Source organism: Chitinophaga filiformis (assembly GCF_023100805.1).
Classification (GTDB): Bacteria; Bacteroidota; Bacteroidia; order Chitinophagales; family Chitinophagaceae; genus Chitinophaga; species Chitinophaga filiformis_B.
Genome location: NZ_CP095855.1, coordinates 2,764,118 through 2,780,200, shown reverse-complemented (window position 1 = coordinate 2,780,200; position 16,083 = coordinate 2,764,118). Strand labels below are relative to the sequence as shown.

Below are 16,083 nucleotides of genomic sequence, written 5' to 3'. Positions count from 1 at the left end.
CCCTTTTCTTTATTTCCTTTCTTATTGCAGGATCAGCGGCAATACTTTCTTCTCTCCATAACCCGTCAGTTCAATCAGGTAATAACCTTTCGGCATACCGGACAATTCCAGCGGCTGCAATTGCTGTGTGGTAGTACGTGTGTATATAACACGGCCCTGGAGATTGAATACTTTCACTGTCACTGTTTTCAGTAACGGCTTTTCGAACTGCAGTGAGACCCGACCTTCTGATGGGTTTGGGAAGGCTTTCACCTTATTGCCATCCAATGTTACTTCTCCTACAGCAGTGATGATCACTGATACCGGAGCCGATTTACTGGCACAGCCGTTTCCATTCAGTGCTTCCACTATATAAACACCACTTCTTCTTGCACGGTAGTTGGCGGCAACAGCTCCTTCAATGGCGTTATTATCCAGGTACCACTGCCAGTTATATTTACCGGAAGTGAAGAGACTGTCGCCACGTTGGGTGATCACCGGTTGAGGAGGCTGATTGATAATAGTGAACAGCTGCGACCAGGCGGTAGTATCCGCGGGAGAACTGGCCACTACTCTCACCGCATAGCTGGTAGCGCAAGCCAGGCTATCAGGAAGCTCAACCTCCATGATTACGTCTTTACCTGTTCCCTGTTTGGAGCCAAGATTGATCACTTCGTCAGGTTGTAAACCGGTTTCGCGGCCCCCCGGGTTCTTCAGTGTCAGCTGAACTGTAAAGATATTATCTGCATTGAAATCGTGCCCGAAGCCGGCAGTTACGGGAAGCGCCCTGCCACCTTCGATAGGCCCGTCACCAATGGAGATAGTATCATTGGGTGTGTTGGGTACACATGGTGCATTTAGAGTTACATAAACGCTGTCCGAAGACCGTTTGAAACCACAGGTGTCGTAAACACTGACAGCATAATAACCAGCGGCCGTAACCATGATGTCCTTCGTCTGCGCTCCGGTGTTCCAGGAATACACAGCGCGTTCAGCATTATTGGAAGCTGTCAGCAACACACTATCGCCGCATTGACTGCGCTGTTGGACAATATGTGTTGGCCAGATAGTTGTATCCGCTGCCTGGATAACAACCTGGGTGGTTGCTGAACCAGTCATACCCGAATTAGTCGTTACCGTTAGCTTTACAATATATACACCCGCTGTTGCAAAATGATGGATTATCCATTGGCCTGCCCCTTCATCACTTCCATCTCCAAAATTCCATCTGTATGTTGCAGTATCCTGCAAATCGCCAGGCCCGCCGAATCCTACCAATTGCGGATCGCATTCGTATATCAGATAGCCGATATCTACAGGCAATGCCGTTACGACCCGTTTCTTATAACGTACCGTATCAGTTGCCGCAGTACAACCTGCCGTATTGGTGACAAATACCTGGTAAAGGCCGGCAACCGGATGAGTTAATATCGGCGATGCTCCTGACGCCAATGAGGTATCATTCCTGTACCATTCATAGACATATGCGGAATCATTCGGATAAACGATCAGCGTATCATCATCAGGCATAGCCGAAGGATGCGCTTCGAGCCTTGGCCTGAAGGGTTTCAATTCTACATCAACGGAATCTTCTGCCATTGCATTTCCATTACTATCTCTCAATGTTGCGACGTATACACCAGGTGTAGTAACATAGTTTATATATCCAATCGTACCATTACTCCAGGAAACATAACCATTCCCCACCGTGCTTATATCAGCAGACAATACAGCGGTATCACCACAGCGAGTCCGTTTTAATACAGCGGCATCTACACTCCATGTATCAGCTACCACACTAAGTAGTGTATCTGCAGCACGGACATCTCCGCAGCTGTCCTTCATCCATACTGAATAATAACCACTGATATGTACATGAATAGTATCATTTGTGCTGCCGGTACTCCATGTGATAGATGCATCAACAGGATTTTTAATCGCTCTCAATACATTTGTGCGTGGCAAACTCGTTGTATCACTGACGATATTCACACTGTAAGCGATCTGTTGAACTACCACCTGCCTTGACGTAGTATATGTATGGCCTGAAGCTGTTGTTGCAGTCAGAGATACAGTATATATACCGGCTGTATCGTAATTATGCGCAATAGTTCTGCCGGCAACCGGATATGTGGCGGTCATTCCATCACCAAAGTTCCATTTAATACTTTTTACCGTATCCTGATTGTTAGAAGAAACGCTGGTACCGATGAAGTTAATCTGCCGGCTGTTACATTTGTCGGCATTATAACTGAAACTGACCGCAACACTGTCTTCAGGAACACGATAATACAGTGGCATTGAAGTAGCGTGGCATCCTTGTGTATTTTCTACCATCACCTTGTATACTCCCGGAATGGGCTTAACATAATAATTGTATTCTCCGGTTGATAACAAGGTATCATTGCGATAGAAGAAATACTTGTTGTTAGGGTTGTTTCGGTCGTAAGGGCCAGCCACCAGCGTATCAAGTCCATAATTTGAACGGATACTTAACGTTGCGCCATCCACCGCGAAGATGCTAACATTAGCTGAATCCCTACGTCTGTTAGCACTACTGTCTGTGAGCGTGAATCCATACCAGCCCTGTTTTGTAACTACGATCGAGTCGGATGTTTCACCGGTGTTCCACAATACCCAATAAGATCCTTTGCGAGCGTTGGTATTTACCTTTAATGTAGCCATGCAATTGTTATAATTCACAACCACATTAGCCGTCCAGTCAACCGGAGACGGATTGCTGATCTTAAAGGTGTCAGCAGCCCTTCGGATGGAACAGGAGTCCACCAGATATGCCATACACCCAACCGGTACCTTCGTCTGAATAGTATCATTGAGCAGTTTATTGACAGGGTTACGCCCGACAGGATACCATATGACTCTTTGCGGATTTACCGAATTGATAGTTTTGGCGCTCAGTATATGCATCCCCGGCACAGATACAGTATCGTCCTGTATCTTGACATCCCAGTCAATAAAAGGATAAATGACTATATCCTTCGTGGCAAAAGCATTATAACCTGATTTATAGCAGGCTTCCATAACAACTTTATATATGCCCGGTGCAGCATAGGTATGTTCGTAGTAATACTCGGCTTTGGGATATACGTCTGACTTACCGTCTCCATAATGCCAGGTGATAAACAAAAGAGAATCAGCAACCGGCACAAGTAAGCCATTGTAAATTTTCATGCTGCCCTTCTGACTACATTGTGGCATCATGAAAGTAAAATTGGGCTTAGGCATTAAGTTAATCGTGTCTGTTATCACATCCCCCGATTTGCTGATCTCCACCCAGTATTTGCCAGGTTCAGAGGTTGACAGGCTCTGCGCAGTGGAGGCAAAGTTCCGATCCATGCTTCTCCATTTGAAAGTAGCCCCGGGATTTGTGGCGGATATGACGTAAGTTTTTTCCCCTCCTGTGTACAAAGTATCCATTCTGTTCCATACATTATGTGTAACATATGGCGCACGGACGTTAACGGTATACCTTCCCACAGAATCACAAACCAGGTCTGCATGATTATTCAGTCGCACAATAGCACGCACATTATAAGTACCCGGCACTGTATAACCATGAGTAACACTATTGTACAGTCCCTGTGTTACGGATATTTTACCGTCTCCCCAATCCCAGGTCACCTGTTTAACCTGACCCGGCATATAAGGAGCGCCCATAATGGCAAAATCAAGTTTGGCTGTATCGTTTAACCATACAGCAGGCGTCAACACAGCAGGTGTGATCGTGCCATCTATAATAGACATATTGCCGGAAAGTGTTGTGTCACAGGCCGTATACTTCAGCTGATACAGTCCTACCTGACTTGTCTGCCAGCTACGCGCTGTAGATACCACATTCCCGTCCAGCAGCCACTGATAAGTACCCAGGCTATCATACCACTCGGACGTAGCAAGATTCCTCAATGTGACCGGTTGCGGCGGGTTGCAGACATAAGCTGTCGATGGCATCTGCAAAGCAGCGCCTATCCTGATCAGCTGATAATCATCTGCGATGTAGGTCCCTACTCTGCCAAGCTGGTCGCGTACTGTCAGCCTTACACGGAAAAAGCCTTTTTGGACGAAAGTGTGCGTCACAATAGCACCGGAAGAATCGACCGTGCCATCTCCAAATTCCCATTTCCAGAACACAAACGGTGTATGGGTCGGCGACCAACTGGAATCTTTAAATGTAACTGTAAATGGTACAGAACAGGATTGATGATGCGATTGTACGAACATTGCCCCTGGTTCATTTTGCCCGAAAGCGAAACGGCACAGGGTTAATAATACAAACAATAGTAAAGATCTCTTCATAAGTATCAGGGAGTATTACAAAATATAGTATTTGCAAATATATGTTAAAACATCCAGTCTGCTGTTTCGGCCCCGGATATACGATTATATACCTACTATAGGGACCGGCTGTCAGACAGTGGCCCCTTTAATCGGTATTTCTTTCCTTATTGCAGTGGTATATTTTCTTCTCTCCATCACCGTTCATTGCCACCTGGTCCCCTTCGGCATACCGGACAATTCCGACGGCTGCAATTATTGTGTAGTAAGCTGTGCGCATCAGACGGTCGCTAAAGGTTATATTAATAAGAGATCCCACCGGTAACCGGTGGGATCTCCTGCTATAATATTTTGTATGTTATTTTTCTCTTTCCCACACCTGGAAGGTCAACGCATGCGCATGTTTTTCATCCTTCTCATGACGCTCATTTTTCACGAGTTTCCATCCCCTGGGATCAAATTCCGGGAAATAAGTATCGCCGCTTACTTCAGCGTGTACACGTGTAAGATATAACCTGTCAATGATCGGTAAAGCCATTTTGAAGATCTCACCGCCACCGGTAATGAAGATCTCTTCCGTTCCAAATGTCTTTGCTTTCTCAATACCCGCTTCCAGGGAAGGTACCACGTACAGTCCCTCAGCTTTATAGTCAGCCTGCCTGGTGATCATGATATTGGGCCTTCCCGGCAGCACGCGTCCCAGTTCTTCGAACGATTTACGGCCCATAACAATAGGCTTACCCATGGTCGTGTCCTTGAAATATTTCATATCGATCGGTAAATGCCAGGGCAGATGATTATTAATACCGATCACATTATTTTCAGACGCAGCTACTATAATAGAAAGTGTCAAGCTTAAACATTTAAATTCAGAAAAAGTATCGTCCCTTATACAGCTACCGGAGCCTTGATATGAGGGTGATGCTGATAATTCAGCAGTTCAAAGTCTTCAAATTTGAAGCCGAAGATATCTTTCACCGCCGGATTGATCTTCAGCGTAGGCAGTTCAAAGGGCTGACGGCTCAACTGCAGTTTAGACTGTTCCATATGATTGCTGTAGAGATGCACGTCTCCGAATGTATGGATAAACTCTCCCGGTTCCAGGTCGCATACCTGTGCCATCATCATGGTGAGAATAGCATACGAAGCAATGTTAAAAGGTACTCCCAGGAATACGTCTGCGCTACGCTGGTAAAGCTGGCAGCTCAGGCGGCCGTTGGCCACGTAGAACTGGAACAGGCAATGACAGGGGCTCAATGCCATATCCGGCAGGTCGCCCACATTCCACGCGTTCACAATGATCCTCCGGGAATCCGGGTTGTTCTTGATGGTCTTCACAGCTTCGCTGATCTGGTCAATAACACGGCCATCTTTGGTTTCCCAGCTACGCCATTGCTTACCGTAAACAGGGCCCAGGTCGCCGTTTTCATCTGCCCACTCGTCCCAGATACTTACTCCATGGTCTTTCAGGTACTTAATATTAGTATCCCCGTTCAGAAACCACAACAGTTCATAAATAATGGATTTCAGGTGCAGTTTCTTGGTAGTGACAAGCGGAAATCCTTTTTGCAGGTCAAACCTTAGCTGTGCACCAAAGCAGCTTGTAGTACCGGTACCAGTCCGGTCAGTTTTCACAGCTCCCTGATCTATAATGTGTTGGAGTAGTTGAAGGTATTGTTCCATGGGAGCAAAGTAACGAAATTTGTCCTATATCCCCCTCCGCTTTCTTTCCCGGCGGATCAGTCCAAGCTCGCGTCCCATTTGCCCGGAAATAGAAGTATTCTCCTGTGCCCTGCGCAGCAGGTATGGCATCACATCTTTCACAGGGCCGTAAGGCAGGTATTTGGAAACATGATAGCCGGCATGCGCCAGGTTAAAGGTGATATTATCGCTCATGCCCAGTAACTGGGAAAAGCTTACATGTGAATGGTCATGCGGCAGTTCCTGCTGATGTAAAAGACTGGCAGCCAGCATGCTGCTCTGTTCATTGTGGGTACCGACAAATACAGCCAGCTTGTCCAGGCGTTCCATACAGAATCGCACGGCAGCATCATAATCCCTGTCGGTAGCTTCCTTGTTGGGTTGGATTGGAGAAGGATAACCCATTTCTTCCGCCCGTTTACGTTCCTTTTCCATGTAAGCGCCCCTTACCAGCTTGGCGCCCAGCAGGTATCCCTGCTGTTGTGCCTTTTCGAACGACTTCTGCAGGAAGGCCAGCCTGTCATGGCGGTACATCTGGAAAGTATTATATACGATTACCTGTTGCCTGTTAAACTGTGCCATCAGCTCATCTGCCAGGTCGTCTACCGGCTGCTGGATCCAGGATTCTTCCGCATCTATCAGTAATCCGATCTGATGTTTGGCGGCTGCAGTTGCAATAGACAGGATACGGTTCCTGACACGGCCATACTCTGCCACCTCCTCCGGTGTCAGCGCAGCGCCGCTATGGATCTTTTCCAGCAGGCTGAAACGGGCAAAACCCGTTACTTTAATGGCAATGAATGGAATATTGTGATTACCTGCCGCGTACTCTATAGCGCGGATGAACTCAGGTACAGCATGATCATAGTTCTCCTCCCCTTCCATGGCTTCCACACCATAGTCCAGTACCACTCCCACGTGGAATTTCCCCAACTGGGTGGCAGTCTGGGCTGCTTCCTGCAAACTTTCTCCCCCGCAGAACTGGCTGAAAATGGTGTTACGGATCAATCCTTTAATGGGCAATCCCATATTCAGGGCCACCGGTGTTACAGTAGCGCCCAGCTTTACCAGCCAGGGCTTGCCGATGCTGCTAAACAGGAAGTCAGCCTTTTTTAATGCCTTATCTGTCTTTGATTCAAAAGCTATGGCGGTATTCTCGAATGATAATGATAGCTGCTTTTCCATGGGCCGCAAAGTTAGTATGCTGACAGATTTTCAACAAAATGATCTGGCAACTAAAGCAACCCATTGACATCCGTTTTGAAAAACTCAAACAAAATCCTTCTTTTATTAAACAGAACAACTATAAGTTTCTTTTTATTTAAACTCAATAAAGCTCCGGTCCTATATTTTTTTCTTTAATTTTATATCTTCATAAAAATCAACATTCCCAGTGCCTACTAAGCAAGCAAATACGAGGTCACGTCGCAAATCGCCTTTCATTATCATAGTAGTACTATGTGTTATTACTTTACTTTCCGTGTTCCTGTTAAGGAAGCCAAAAGAGGTGCTGGCCTCCTTTCATGAGAAGGGACAGACCTATACCACTTACGAAGGTGTACTAGGAGAACGTAAAAAGATCACCTTACCGGACGGAACACCTGTTATCCTGAATAGCAATACCAAATTGCTTGTACCGGCTGATTTTGCTAAAAGCCGCACGCTCCTGCTGGATGGGGAAGCTTATTTCGATTCCGCCGCTCATCCGCTTACCGTAAAAACGAATATCCTTACCATGACCAGCACCAGGCCTGCAGCTTTCAAAATGAGGTGTTTTGAAGCACAGCAGGGTGCAACGGCCTATGTCCTCAGTGGGGAGGTGAAAGTGAGCAAGTCCTATCATTCCAAGACCGATGATCAGCCGGAAATGCTCGGGCCTGGAAATATGGTACTTGCCAATAAGGAAATCGACCTGATGGAAAAAGAAACATATCATACCGCTGACATGGAGGCCTGGTTACAGGATAAACTTGTTTTCCATGACGAGCCATTTATGAATGCCGTCCGCAAACTGGAGGAATGGTACAGCACAGAGATCTATGTGGAAGGAGATGTTTCTGCCGCAGGCGGCATTAACGGAGAATTCAGCCAGGCACCTTTAACAAGGGTATTGGAAGAGATCCGGCAAACTGCCGGTTTTAGTTACAAGATCAGGAAAAATAAAGTAGCGATTGATTTCTGACCACTGCCGGTATACGCTCATTTAGCTCTGCCAAAAGCAAACATTGCCTGCACAGCATGCTTCTTTCCCAGGATGATTGCCGTTATCATCTCTGCCGCTATCTGGGCAAAGGTTATACCATTGCCGCCAAAGCCAAGCGCAAAGTAAGTACGGGGCATAGCAGGATAATTACCGATGAAGGGCAATCCATCACCGGTCGAAATAAATGTACCTGTCCACTGAAATTCAGGTACAAAGCGGATATCCGGAAATTTCTTATTGAAATCTTTCTGAAGACTGCGGCCCTTTGCTCTGATCAGTTTATCGCGCCTGGACGGATTGTAATAATACTCATCCCTGCCGCCTACCAGTATACGCTTATCTTTTGTCGGACGCATATACAAATAAGGGTCTTTGCTTTCCCATATCAGGCAGTTGTTATACCAGCAGCAATCGTCAGCCTGGATACTTTCACTTACTGTAGCATATGTGGAACGTAGCGTAAGCAGGGGCTCCCTGATATATCGCGCAGCCTCGTAGCCCGTAGCTATAATAAGATATTTTGCTTTGATCCGGTATCCGTCTGTGGTATGTACAATGATCCCGTTCCGCTGATGGGAAATATCGGCAACAGCAGTCCTGTCATATACTTTCAGCCCCTTTTTTATATTATACTGGTGCAGTGAATGGGTCAGCATATATGCATCTGTCTGCGCTGCCATGCGGGAATAAATAGCGCCCGGCGCCTCAAAACCCATCTTATCTTTTACCCTGGCATCGTCCCAATAAGTTACATCGAAGCCCAGTGCCCTGCGTGCTGCATATTCTTTCTTCAGCCATTCCCGGTCTTTTTTATAAGAAGCAAGGAAGAGACTATCCCTCCGATCAAAAAAAGGCGCCCCGACCTTCTTACAGATCTTTTCCAGCACCGCTATAGCTTCATAACATAAGCGGTAAGCTATAGTGGCATTCTTCTCTCCTATCCGTTCCGACAAGCGTGAGAGGGGAACATCTATCTCATATTGCAACAGGGAAGTACTGGCGCAGGTACTGCCCAGTCCTATAGTACGACTGTCTGCTACAACAGCAGGTATTCCGGCCGCCGTAAGATAATAGGCAGCCAATGCGCCGGAAATGCCTCCTCCGGCGATCAATACGTCGGTCTGCACATCATGATCCAGGCGGGGATAATTAAACGGCAGGCCATACTTCAGCAAAGAATAAGGATAACCAGCGTGAAGATCCAATGGACGATGTTTTAGTTAAAAAACCAGGAACAATAAGTTCCTGGTTCCTGATATTTTGTTTGCCAGCTACCCTCAACTCAGTTCTGCCCCAACCCTTTTCAGCAGCTCCAGCGTCTTACGCACACCTTCTTCTTCAGAAAGTTTCGCGCCTTCATATTCAATACCGATATGACCTGTATAACCGGCGTCCTTTACAATTTTGAGCATTTTGCGGTAGTCTGTTTCCACGCAATTGCCTTCGGCGTCGAAATCATGTGTTTTAGCACTTACACCCTTTGCAAAAGGCATCAGTTCTGTCACGCCTTCATAGCGGTCGTACTCCTCCAGGCATTTTGTAGCTGCCCAGCCCTGTGGTGTATTGTCTACAGGTTTGGTACGGTTCAGGCAAAAGTTGCCAAAGTCAGGCAAGGTACCGCAGTTAGGCATGTTCACCTGCTTCATCACCCCTGCCAGCCATTTACCGTTGGAAGAACTGCCACCGTGATTTTCCACGATCACATTGATGTTATGCGCTTTGGCGAATGTTGATAATTTAGTCAGCGACTCTGCTACCGCTTTTGCCACATCTTCCGGCTTGCCTTCTCCTGCCGCATTTACGCGGATAGCATGGCACCCCAGGTATTCTGCAGCTTCCACCCACTTATAGTGATTCTCTACGGCAAGGTTCCTTTTCTTCTCAGCCATGTCTCCCATTTCTCCTTCACCATCGATCATGATCAATACGCTGCGTACGCCATTATCGCTGCAACGTTTCTTCAGATCTGCCAGGTAGGCCTTGTCTGTCGCTTTATCCTTGAAGAACTGGTTTACATATTCCACCGCCTCGATCCCGAAGTCGTTCCTGGCTTTCAGCGGAAAGTCGAGGTGCGACATTTTCCCGCCGAATATCGCCTCATGGAAAGACCATTCAGCCAGGGATATTTTGAAGAACAGTTCTTTCGCTGTTTTCTCAGTTGCTGTTTCTCCTGCGCTGGTACTGTCTTTGCTTTCCTTTGTGGAAGCGCCGGTATTACAGGCTGCCAGGACGGAGGGTAAAAGGCCCGCCCCCATGGTATACAATGCCATCTGCCTGAGGAATTCCCTACGTTGTTTAGGATTATTCATATACGTGGTTTTATATAACAAAATACACTTTTATGGATCAAAGTAAATGCCTGCTGAAAAAAACTGTAAAAAATTACCTTAAAAGAATAGTTTTTTCGCATTTTGTCATTATCTTGATAACCACTTAACAGTAATTCCCCGTTTGTCTTTATTTATATATTCCACCTCGTTGATGTACAACGTCACTGTTGTTACATTATAAATGATAAACTAAAGCCGTTCCGTTTCCAGCTGAACGGCTTTTTCTTTTGGCGCTTCCTTTGGCGGATGCCGGTGCCACCAGGACGCCAGCAAGGACCCTGTTACGTTCATCAATGGTCCGAATACCGCAGGCGCCAGGCCGATAGTGGCGATCTTGCCCATATTCTTCGCAATAGCGGTTGCGAGCCCGCCATTCTGCATGCCTACTTCAATGGCGATGGTACGGCAATCCTGTTCATTCATCCTGATCAGGCGGCACAACCAATAGCCCAGCGTGTACCCTGAGAGGTTATGAATGAGCGACGACAATATCAGCAATACCCCGACGTCCAGCAGGCTCTCACGACCTTTAGCCGTAATGATGACTATAATAAAAGCAATGGCCGACATCGATATTTTAGGCATGATATTGTCCAGCCATTTCAGCTTCCCGCTCAAAAAATGATTGAACAGCAAACCTGCTGCCACCGGCAGGATCACGATCTTACAGATATCCCACATCATTGCGCTGACGCTGATATCCACATAACTGCCTGCCAGCCACTGCATCAGGAAAGGCGTCACAAAGGGCGCCATCATGGTAGATACAGCGGTGAGTGTAACTGATAATGCCAGGTTGGCTTTCGCGAGGTAAGATATAACGTTGGATGCCATGCCGCAGGGTACAGTACCGATCAGTATCACCCCTGCCGCTATTTCAGGCGGGAAATGGAACAGGTGAGCAAGGCCCCAGCCAACAAAGGGCATAATAGTGAAATGACATACCACACCGGTTAAAACACCCATCGGCATTTTGATCACACCATGGAAATCACGTAGGCTCATGGCTGTTCCCATTCCGAACATAATGATCTGGATAAGCGGTGTAATGAGCTTCGAAAGATCAAAGCCTCCTACTGTCAGAAAGTATTGGGGATAGTACATGGCTGTTGTAACAGCGGCAAAGATCATCAGCGTATAAACAAAGCCCCGCGTTTGCGGATACCTTGAAAACACAATGGCCAGTATGACCCAGAAGGCAATAATAAAAGGCCCGGCGGCGGGAAGTAATGCTGTCATAAAGTGGAAATGATTTAATAATTAAAAAGGATCACCAGGTTCTTTTCTCCAGCATTTTATCCAGTTCCTGGCGGGTCATAGGCTTTTTGCCGGCTTGTTTATGCTGCCATTCCAGGAAGGCTTCCCGGATGGCGTCGGTCCAGTTATTGTCGATCTCACCGGGTGTGTACTTCCCTGCTTTCACCATTTCAAATCCGAACTGGTCTTTCACCTGTATAAATGCAGCAATACCGATCACTTTTTCTGCCAGGTGTGCCGGCACAAATACCACTCCTTCACTGGAAGTCAGTACGAGGTCGCCCGGCAGTACTACCGCACGGCCAATACGTATCGGCACATTCAGTCCTGCCAACATCACATTTTTCAGGAAGGAAGGATCCCAATCCCGCACCAGCGCATTAAACCCCTCTATCTCTTTCAGGCCTTCCAGGTCGCGGGCGGCTGCATTGAACACTACCCCATTACCGGAACGGGCATAAATAGCATTCCCTAATGTAGAACCTATCAATGTGCCATCGGCAATTTTACCAAAGCCATCTGCAACATACACGTCACCTTTCGATAATTGCTGGATAGGCCAGGAATTACTGTTCCCTTTAAACCCTTTCTGCTGTCCTCTCTCCTTCATATGTACTTCCACATCCGGCCGGGAAGGCAGGAACATGGCGGTAACAGCACGCCCAACAATGGGTTTGTTATCGTAGATCATTTTCCAGCCGCCATCAAACTGGCAATGGTAGCCCTCTCCTTCCAGAATGGTCCATACATCGTCGAGGCTTACCGTACGCGCCTGTTCTATCACTGCGTCAGGGATCTTCGGCCTTCCGTCAGCAAAGCGCTCTCCTTTCCACTCGGCAGTAAGGAAGATCAGTTCCTCCCGGGGAATGGTCTGCGCACGCAGCCAGCATGACAAGAACAATAAAGGGAGGAAATAAAGGAATTTCATGTATCAGTTTTTGAATGAAGAATAGATCCGTTTTACTAAAATACCAAATGCTGCGGGCTATTTACTTACTGAAATGCCGTTAAGGTCATAAACCACCTTACCGGCGCGCAGGGTGGCTTCACATACCAGCCTGCTGTCTCCTTCCACACGCGTATGCGCATCTGTAAAACCGAACTTCCCTTTTTCCACGCGCAGGATGGCAATATCTGCCACGCTTCTCTCCGACAGGTTGCCCAGTTCTTCATGATGTATCGCCGCCGCTGCCGCAGACGTGCTGGCCTTTATCAGCTCCGGCAGGGACATGCCCATATTCAGGAATTTGGACATGACGTTCAGCATATCCTTCATGTCTCCGTTCATGCTGCCGGTATGAATATCTGTACTGATGGTATTCGGATAAAACCCTGCCTTTAATGCAGGAATAGCCTGGGAATAGCTAAAGCTGGTACCACCATGCCCCACATCGAAGAGAATCCCTTTCTTACGGGCCTCCTGCACAAAGGGGCGCAGCTTGCCACTGTCGTCAACAATGGTCATACGGCCCTTTACTTTCGCATAGGCATGCGTAAAGATGTCGCCCGGACGCAGGTGCTGCATGAACAGCTCCTCCAGCGATAAAGGCGGATTGCTGCCCCCAAAATCGATCATGACAGGCGTTTCTGTAAGCCGCCCGGCTTCCACTCCACGGTCTACCGGCGCCCATTCCGCCCCTTCATAATGCGCCACCTTTATACCTACTATCCACTGCCTGTAACGGCGGATAGTCAGCGCTGTCATCTTCGCGTCCATATCCGTGAGGTCCTGTTCATAAGGCCCGCCACGCATACCGCCGCCTACTATATTCAGGAAAGCCAGCACCCTCGTTTTTGAGTGCCGGATGGTCTGATCAAGAAAGGTTTCAAAATTCTTCCAGCCCGAGCTGCCGGCATCTACAACAGTGGTCACGCCACAGCGGAAGGTAAAACCATCCGGCGCTACCGCTTCATAACTGTTGTTCAGGTAACGGTTTGGAACGGTACCAATGAAATCATGCGTATGAATGTCGATCAGCCCCGGTGTTACATAAAGACCGCTGGCATCAATTGTTTTCTGCGCGGTAGCAGGGTCTATATGTGCGGCTACTTTTGCAATAGTATCGTTTGTCAATGCGATGTCCATGACTGCATTGATGTTATTTTTCGGGTCTATAACGTGCCCGCCCCTGATCAGCAGGCTATATTGCTGGGCGTAGACACCGGTGACAATTATATTCACCGATACCAGCAATACCAGGTATTGAATAATGCTCCTCATGACCTTACCTTTTTTATACTGAGACCTGTACATGAATGACGGAACCGGCCAGGCAGCCTCCTGCAGCAGCATACGAAAGTACCACGCGAACAGTATCAACGCGTGTCATCTCATGTACTGGCAGGAGCTCCCTTTTACCGGCCTTATGTAAATCCGAAATCGTTTTAAAGAAAAAACAGGGCAGAGCTGGTAATTTTCGTGCACTTTACCAACCCTGTAGCTCCCTGTAGGTGAAAACACACCACTGTTTATCAACTATCAACCATGCGCTTCTGACAGTGCTTTTTCTGTCAATACCTTTTTCAGCTGTGTTGCGACTATCTTCTCCTGTCCGGGCACCAGCATCCAGGTCGTAACGTTGAAGGTATGCTGATTGGCGCCGTCGGCTACCTCTATGGAAGGATTGCCGCTACGGAGTTTCTCCCTGATCTCTGCTGCTGTAGCGGGGATCTTTGCAGGATCCCAGGAAATGTGCAGCGTAGGAATATGATTGGCTACCGGTGGTACCACTACTTCGGTTGTTACACCGGATACCGTTTTTACCGCGTCGCTGATCAGTTTGATCTGCGCCTCCCACATTTTCCACTCTTTCGCATGATCAATGGCCAGGTATGTTTCCAGCGCCACGAGCATCCCTAATATCTCTTCCTTATTTACCTTCAGTCCCCTGCCGATGGTATTGCCACGGGGAGCTGTGCTTAGTCTTGCCGCTTCAATATATTTCTTCCTGCCCAGCAACAGGCCCGCACTCTGCGGCCCGCGGATGCCTTTTCCGCCTGAGAAGCAGACAAGGTCATAGCCCATGGCCGTATACCTGAACAGGTTCTCTACCGGGGGCACATCGGCCGCACAGTCTATCATAGTAGGAATACCGTGCGCCTGCGCTATTTTCAGGAACTCTTCCACCTGTACCTTGCCATCGAAATTGTTGGCATTGAGGAAATACATGAGCGCGGTCTTATCGCTGATGGCCTTTTCCAGTCCTTCACGGCCACCTTCCACATACACGATCTTCAGCCCTGTATTTTTCAAGGCATGCACATATGGGATATCATGCTCTTTCTGCAGGATCACTTCTGTTTTCATACCGGTTCCTTCCAGGAAAGGCAGCTGCGCTACCTTTTTTTCGTCCATGCCGGTCAGTACGCCAGCTGCACCCAATGTCATGGCAGCAGCTGCCCCCGATGTAACAGTGGCATATTCACAACGCAGCAGTTTAGCAATACGCTGCCCTACCTTATCCTGCAGCTCATCCAGCAACACATACTCTTTGGAAGCGTAGTTGATGGCGTTCATCACTTCTTCGCGCATCAGGGAGCCTGTCATGAATGTATAGGTGCCGGCAGCATTGATAAAAGTGCGGATGCCCAGCTCCTTGAAATAATCCTTTCCTGCTGTTGCGGCATCGGCGGTTTCACCGGGTAAGGGCAATAGTTTGGTACTGCCTGCAAGAGCCCCGAATACCGGGATTGCAGACATATTTTTCAATAAGTCTCTGCGTTTCATCCGTTAATGTTTTATTTTTTACGGGTCGGATGGAACCTCGCATTGACAGGCCTCATATGATAAGGCCCGTCATGCCAGGTTTCATATGTAAAAAAGAAAGAGTAAAGAAAAGCGTTTCCTTAGAGGGTAGCGATGCAATCCATCTCTACGAGAGAATCGCCGGGCACACCTCCATATACTGCTACTGTGGTGCGGACAGGCGGATTGCTGCCGAACCGTCCCCTGAACACCTCGTTCATTGCCTTATAATCATTCAGATCGTGCAGGAACACACTTACTTTCAGCACTTTTTCCATTGATGATCCTGCCTTGGTCAATACCTTTTCCATTTCCTTTAATACGTGGTCCGTATGCGCTTTGATATCTCCTTCAAAGTGGGCGCCTATGCCGGCTATATAGACCGTGTTGCCATGGATCTTAAAACTTGAGAACAAGGGCACTTCCTGGTCGTAGATCACTTCTCCCTGCTGTGTAGTTCCCGGCAGGGCCGGCGCTGCGGCTTTGGCAATTGCGTTGACACCTGTGATGCCGGCCAATGTGGCTGCTATCTTCTTTAATACGGATCTTCTCTGGTTTTGCATGATTTCAGTTAG

Annotated in this window: 12 protein-coding genes; 1 reads left to right on the top strand and 11 read right to left on the bottom strand. The window is 47.7% G+C overall.

The window, feature by feature from the left end; translation table 11 throughout:
• Positions 1-21: 21 nt before the first annotated feature.
• The 4 genes from MYF79_RS11180 to MYF79_RS11165 all read right to left on the bottom strand — a co-directional run bounded on the left by MYF79_RS11180 (position 22) and on the right by MYF79_RS11165 (position 7,158).
• On the bottom strand, positions 22-4,293 hold the full coding sequence (locus MYF79_RS11180; protein ID WP_247813958.1) for a PKD domain-containing protein: 4,272 nt from the start codon (positions 4,291-4,293) through the stop codon (positions 22-24).
• Positions 4,294-4,630: 337 nt separating this feature from the next.
• Positions 4,631-5,125 (bottom strand): dihydrofolate reductase, encoded by a 495-nt coding sequence (locus MYF79_RS11175; RefSeq protein WP_247813957.1) that lies wholly within the window; start codon positions 5,123-5,125, stop codon positions 4,631-4,633.
• Positions 5,126-5,160: 35 nt separating this feature from the next.
• Complete coding sequence (locus MYF79_RS11170; protein WP_247813956.1) at positions 5,161-5,955, bottom strand: thymidylate synthase; 795 nt, start codon at positions 5,953-5,955, stop codon at positions 5,161-5,163.
• Between the two features lie 24 nt (positions 5,956-5,979).
• Complete coding sequence (locus tag MYF79_RS11165) at positions 5,980-7,158, bottom strand: proline dehydrogenase family protein (RefSeq protein WP_247813955.1); 1,179 nt, start codon at positions 7,156-7,158, stop codon at positions 5,980-5,982.
• Positions 7,159-7,366: 208 nt separating this feature from the next.
• On the opposite strand from MYF79_RS11165, the gene MYF79_RS11160 reads away from it, so the two are divergent.
• Positions 7,367-8,155 carry a FecR family protein gene (locus tag MYF79_RS11160; RefSeq protein ID WP_247813954.1) on the top strand — a complete coding sequence of 263 codons (789 nt, stop codon included), beginning with the start codon at positions 7,367-7,369 and terminating at the stop codon, positions 8,153-8,155.
• Between the two features lie 17 nt (positions 8,156-8,172).
• On the opposite strand, the gene MYF79_RS11155 is transcribed toward MYF79_RS11160, so the two are convergent.
• The 7 genes from MYF79_RS11155 to MYF79_RS11125 all read right to left on the bottom strand — a co-directional run bounded on the left by MYF79_RS11155 (position 8,173) and on the right by MYF79_RS11125 (position 16,071).
• The gene (locus MYF79_RS11155; protein WP_247813953.1) at positions 8,173-9,381 is read right to left on the bottom strand and encodes an NAD(P)/FAD-dependent oxidoreductase; all 1,209 of its coding nucleotides are present in this window, start codon (positions 9,379-9,381) and stop codon (positions 8,173-8,175) included.
• A 72-nt stretch (positions 9,382-9,453) separates the two neighbouring features.
• Positions 9,454-10,485 carry a sugar phosphate isomerase/epimerase family protein gene (locus MYF79_RS11150; protein WP_247813952.1) on the bottom strand — a complete coding sequence of 344 codons (1,032 nt, stop codon included), beginning with the start codon at positions 10,483-10,485 and terminating at the stop codon, positions 9,454-9,456.
• 210 nt (positions 10,486-10,695) lie between these two features.
• A complete protein-coding gene (locus MYF79_RS11145; protein WP_247813951.1) occupies positions 10,696-11,745 on the bottom strand; it encodes a bile acid:sodium symporter family protein in 1,050 nt (349 codons plus the stop codon).
• 31 nt (positions 11,746-11,776) lie between these two features.
• Positions 11,777-12,691, bottom strand: coding sequence for an RraA family protein (locus MYF79_RS11140; protein ID WP_247813950.1), 915 nt, complete (start codon positions 12,689-12,691; stop codon positions 11,777-11,779).
• 57 nt (positions 12,692-12,748) lie between these two features.
• A complete protein-coding gene (locus MYF79_RS11135) occupies positions 12,749-13,984 on the bottom strand; it encodes an amidohydrolase/deacetylase family metallohydrolase (protein ID WP_247813949.1) in 1,236 nt (411 codons plus the stop codon).
• 258 nt (positions 13,985-14,242) lie between these two features.
• Positions 14,243-15,490: an aminotransferase class V-fold PLP-dependent enzyme gene (locus MYF79_RS11130; protein ID WP_247813948.1), complete on the bottom strand. Its 1,248-nt coding sequence runs from the start codon at positions 15,488-15,490 to the stop codon at positions 14,243-14,245.
• A 119-nt stretch (positions 15,491-15,609) separates the two neighbouring features.
• Positions 15,610-16,071, bottom strand: a complete 462-nt coding sequence (locus tag MYF79_RS11125) for a RidA family protein (RefSeq protein WP_247813947.1) — start codon at positions 16,069-16,071, stop codon at positions 15,610-15,612.
• Positions 16,072-16,083: the final 12 nt, after the last annotated feature.

Bases quoted from the DNA above. Each gene is read 5' to 3' on its own strand.
- MYF79_RS11180 (WP_247813958.1), bottom strand. From the start codon at position 4,293: ATGAAGAGATCTTTACTATTGTTTGTATTATTAACCCTGTGCCGTTTC.
- MYF79_RS11170 (WP_247813956.1), bottom strand. From the start codon at position 5,955: ATGGAACAATACCTTCAACTACTCCAACACATTATAGATCAGGGAGCT.
- MYF79_RS11165 (WP_247813955.1), bottom strand. From the start codon at position 7,158: ATGGAAAAGCAGCTATCATTATCATTCGAGAATACCGCCATAGCTTTT.
- MYF79_RS11150 (WP_247813952.1), bottom strand. From the start codon at position 10,485: ATGAATAATCCTAAACAACGTAGGGAATTCCTCAGGCAGATGGCATTG.
- MYF79_RS11145 (WP_247813951.1), bottom strand. From the start codon at position 11,745: ATGACAGCATTACTTCCCGCCGCCGGGCCTTTTATTATTGCCTTCTGG.
- MYF79_RS11140 (WP_247813950.1), bottom strand. From the start codon at position 12,691: ATGAAATTCCTTTATTTCCTCCCTTTATTGTTCTTGTCATGCTGGCTG.
- MYF79_RS11135 (WP_247813949.1), bottom strand. From the start codon at position 13,984: ATGAGGAGCATTATTCAATACCTGGTATTGCTGGTATCGGTGAATATA.
- MYF79_RS11130 (WP_247813948.1), bottom strand. From the start codon at position 15,490: ATGAAACGCAGAGACTTATTGAAAAATATGTCTGCAATCCCGGTATTC.
- MYF79_RS11125 (WP_247813947.1), bottom strand. From the start codon at position 16,071: ATGCAAAACCAGAGAAGATCCGTATTAAAGAAGATAGCAGCCACATTG.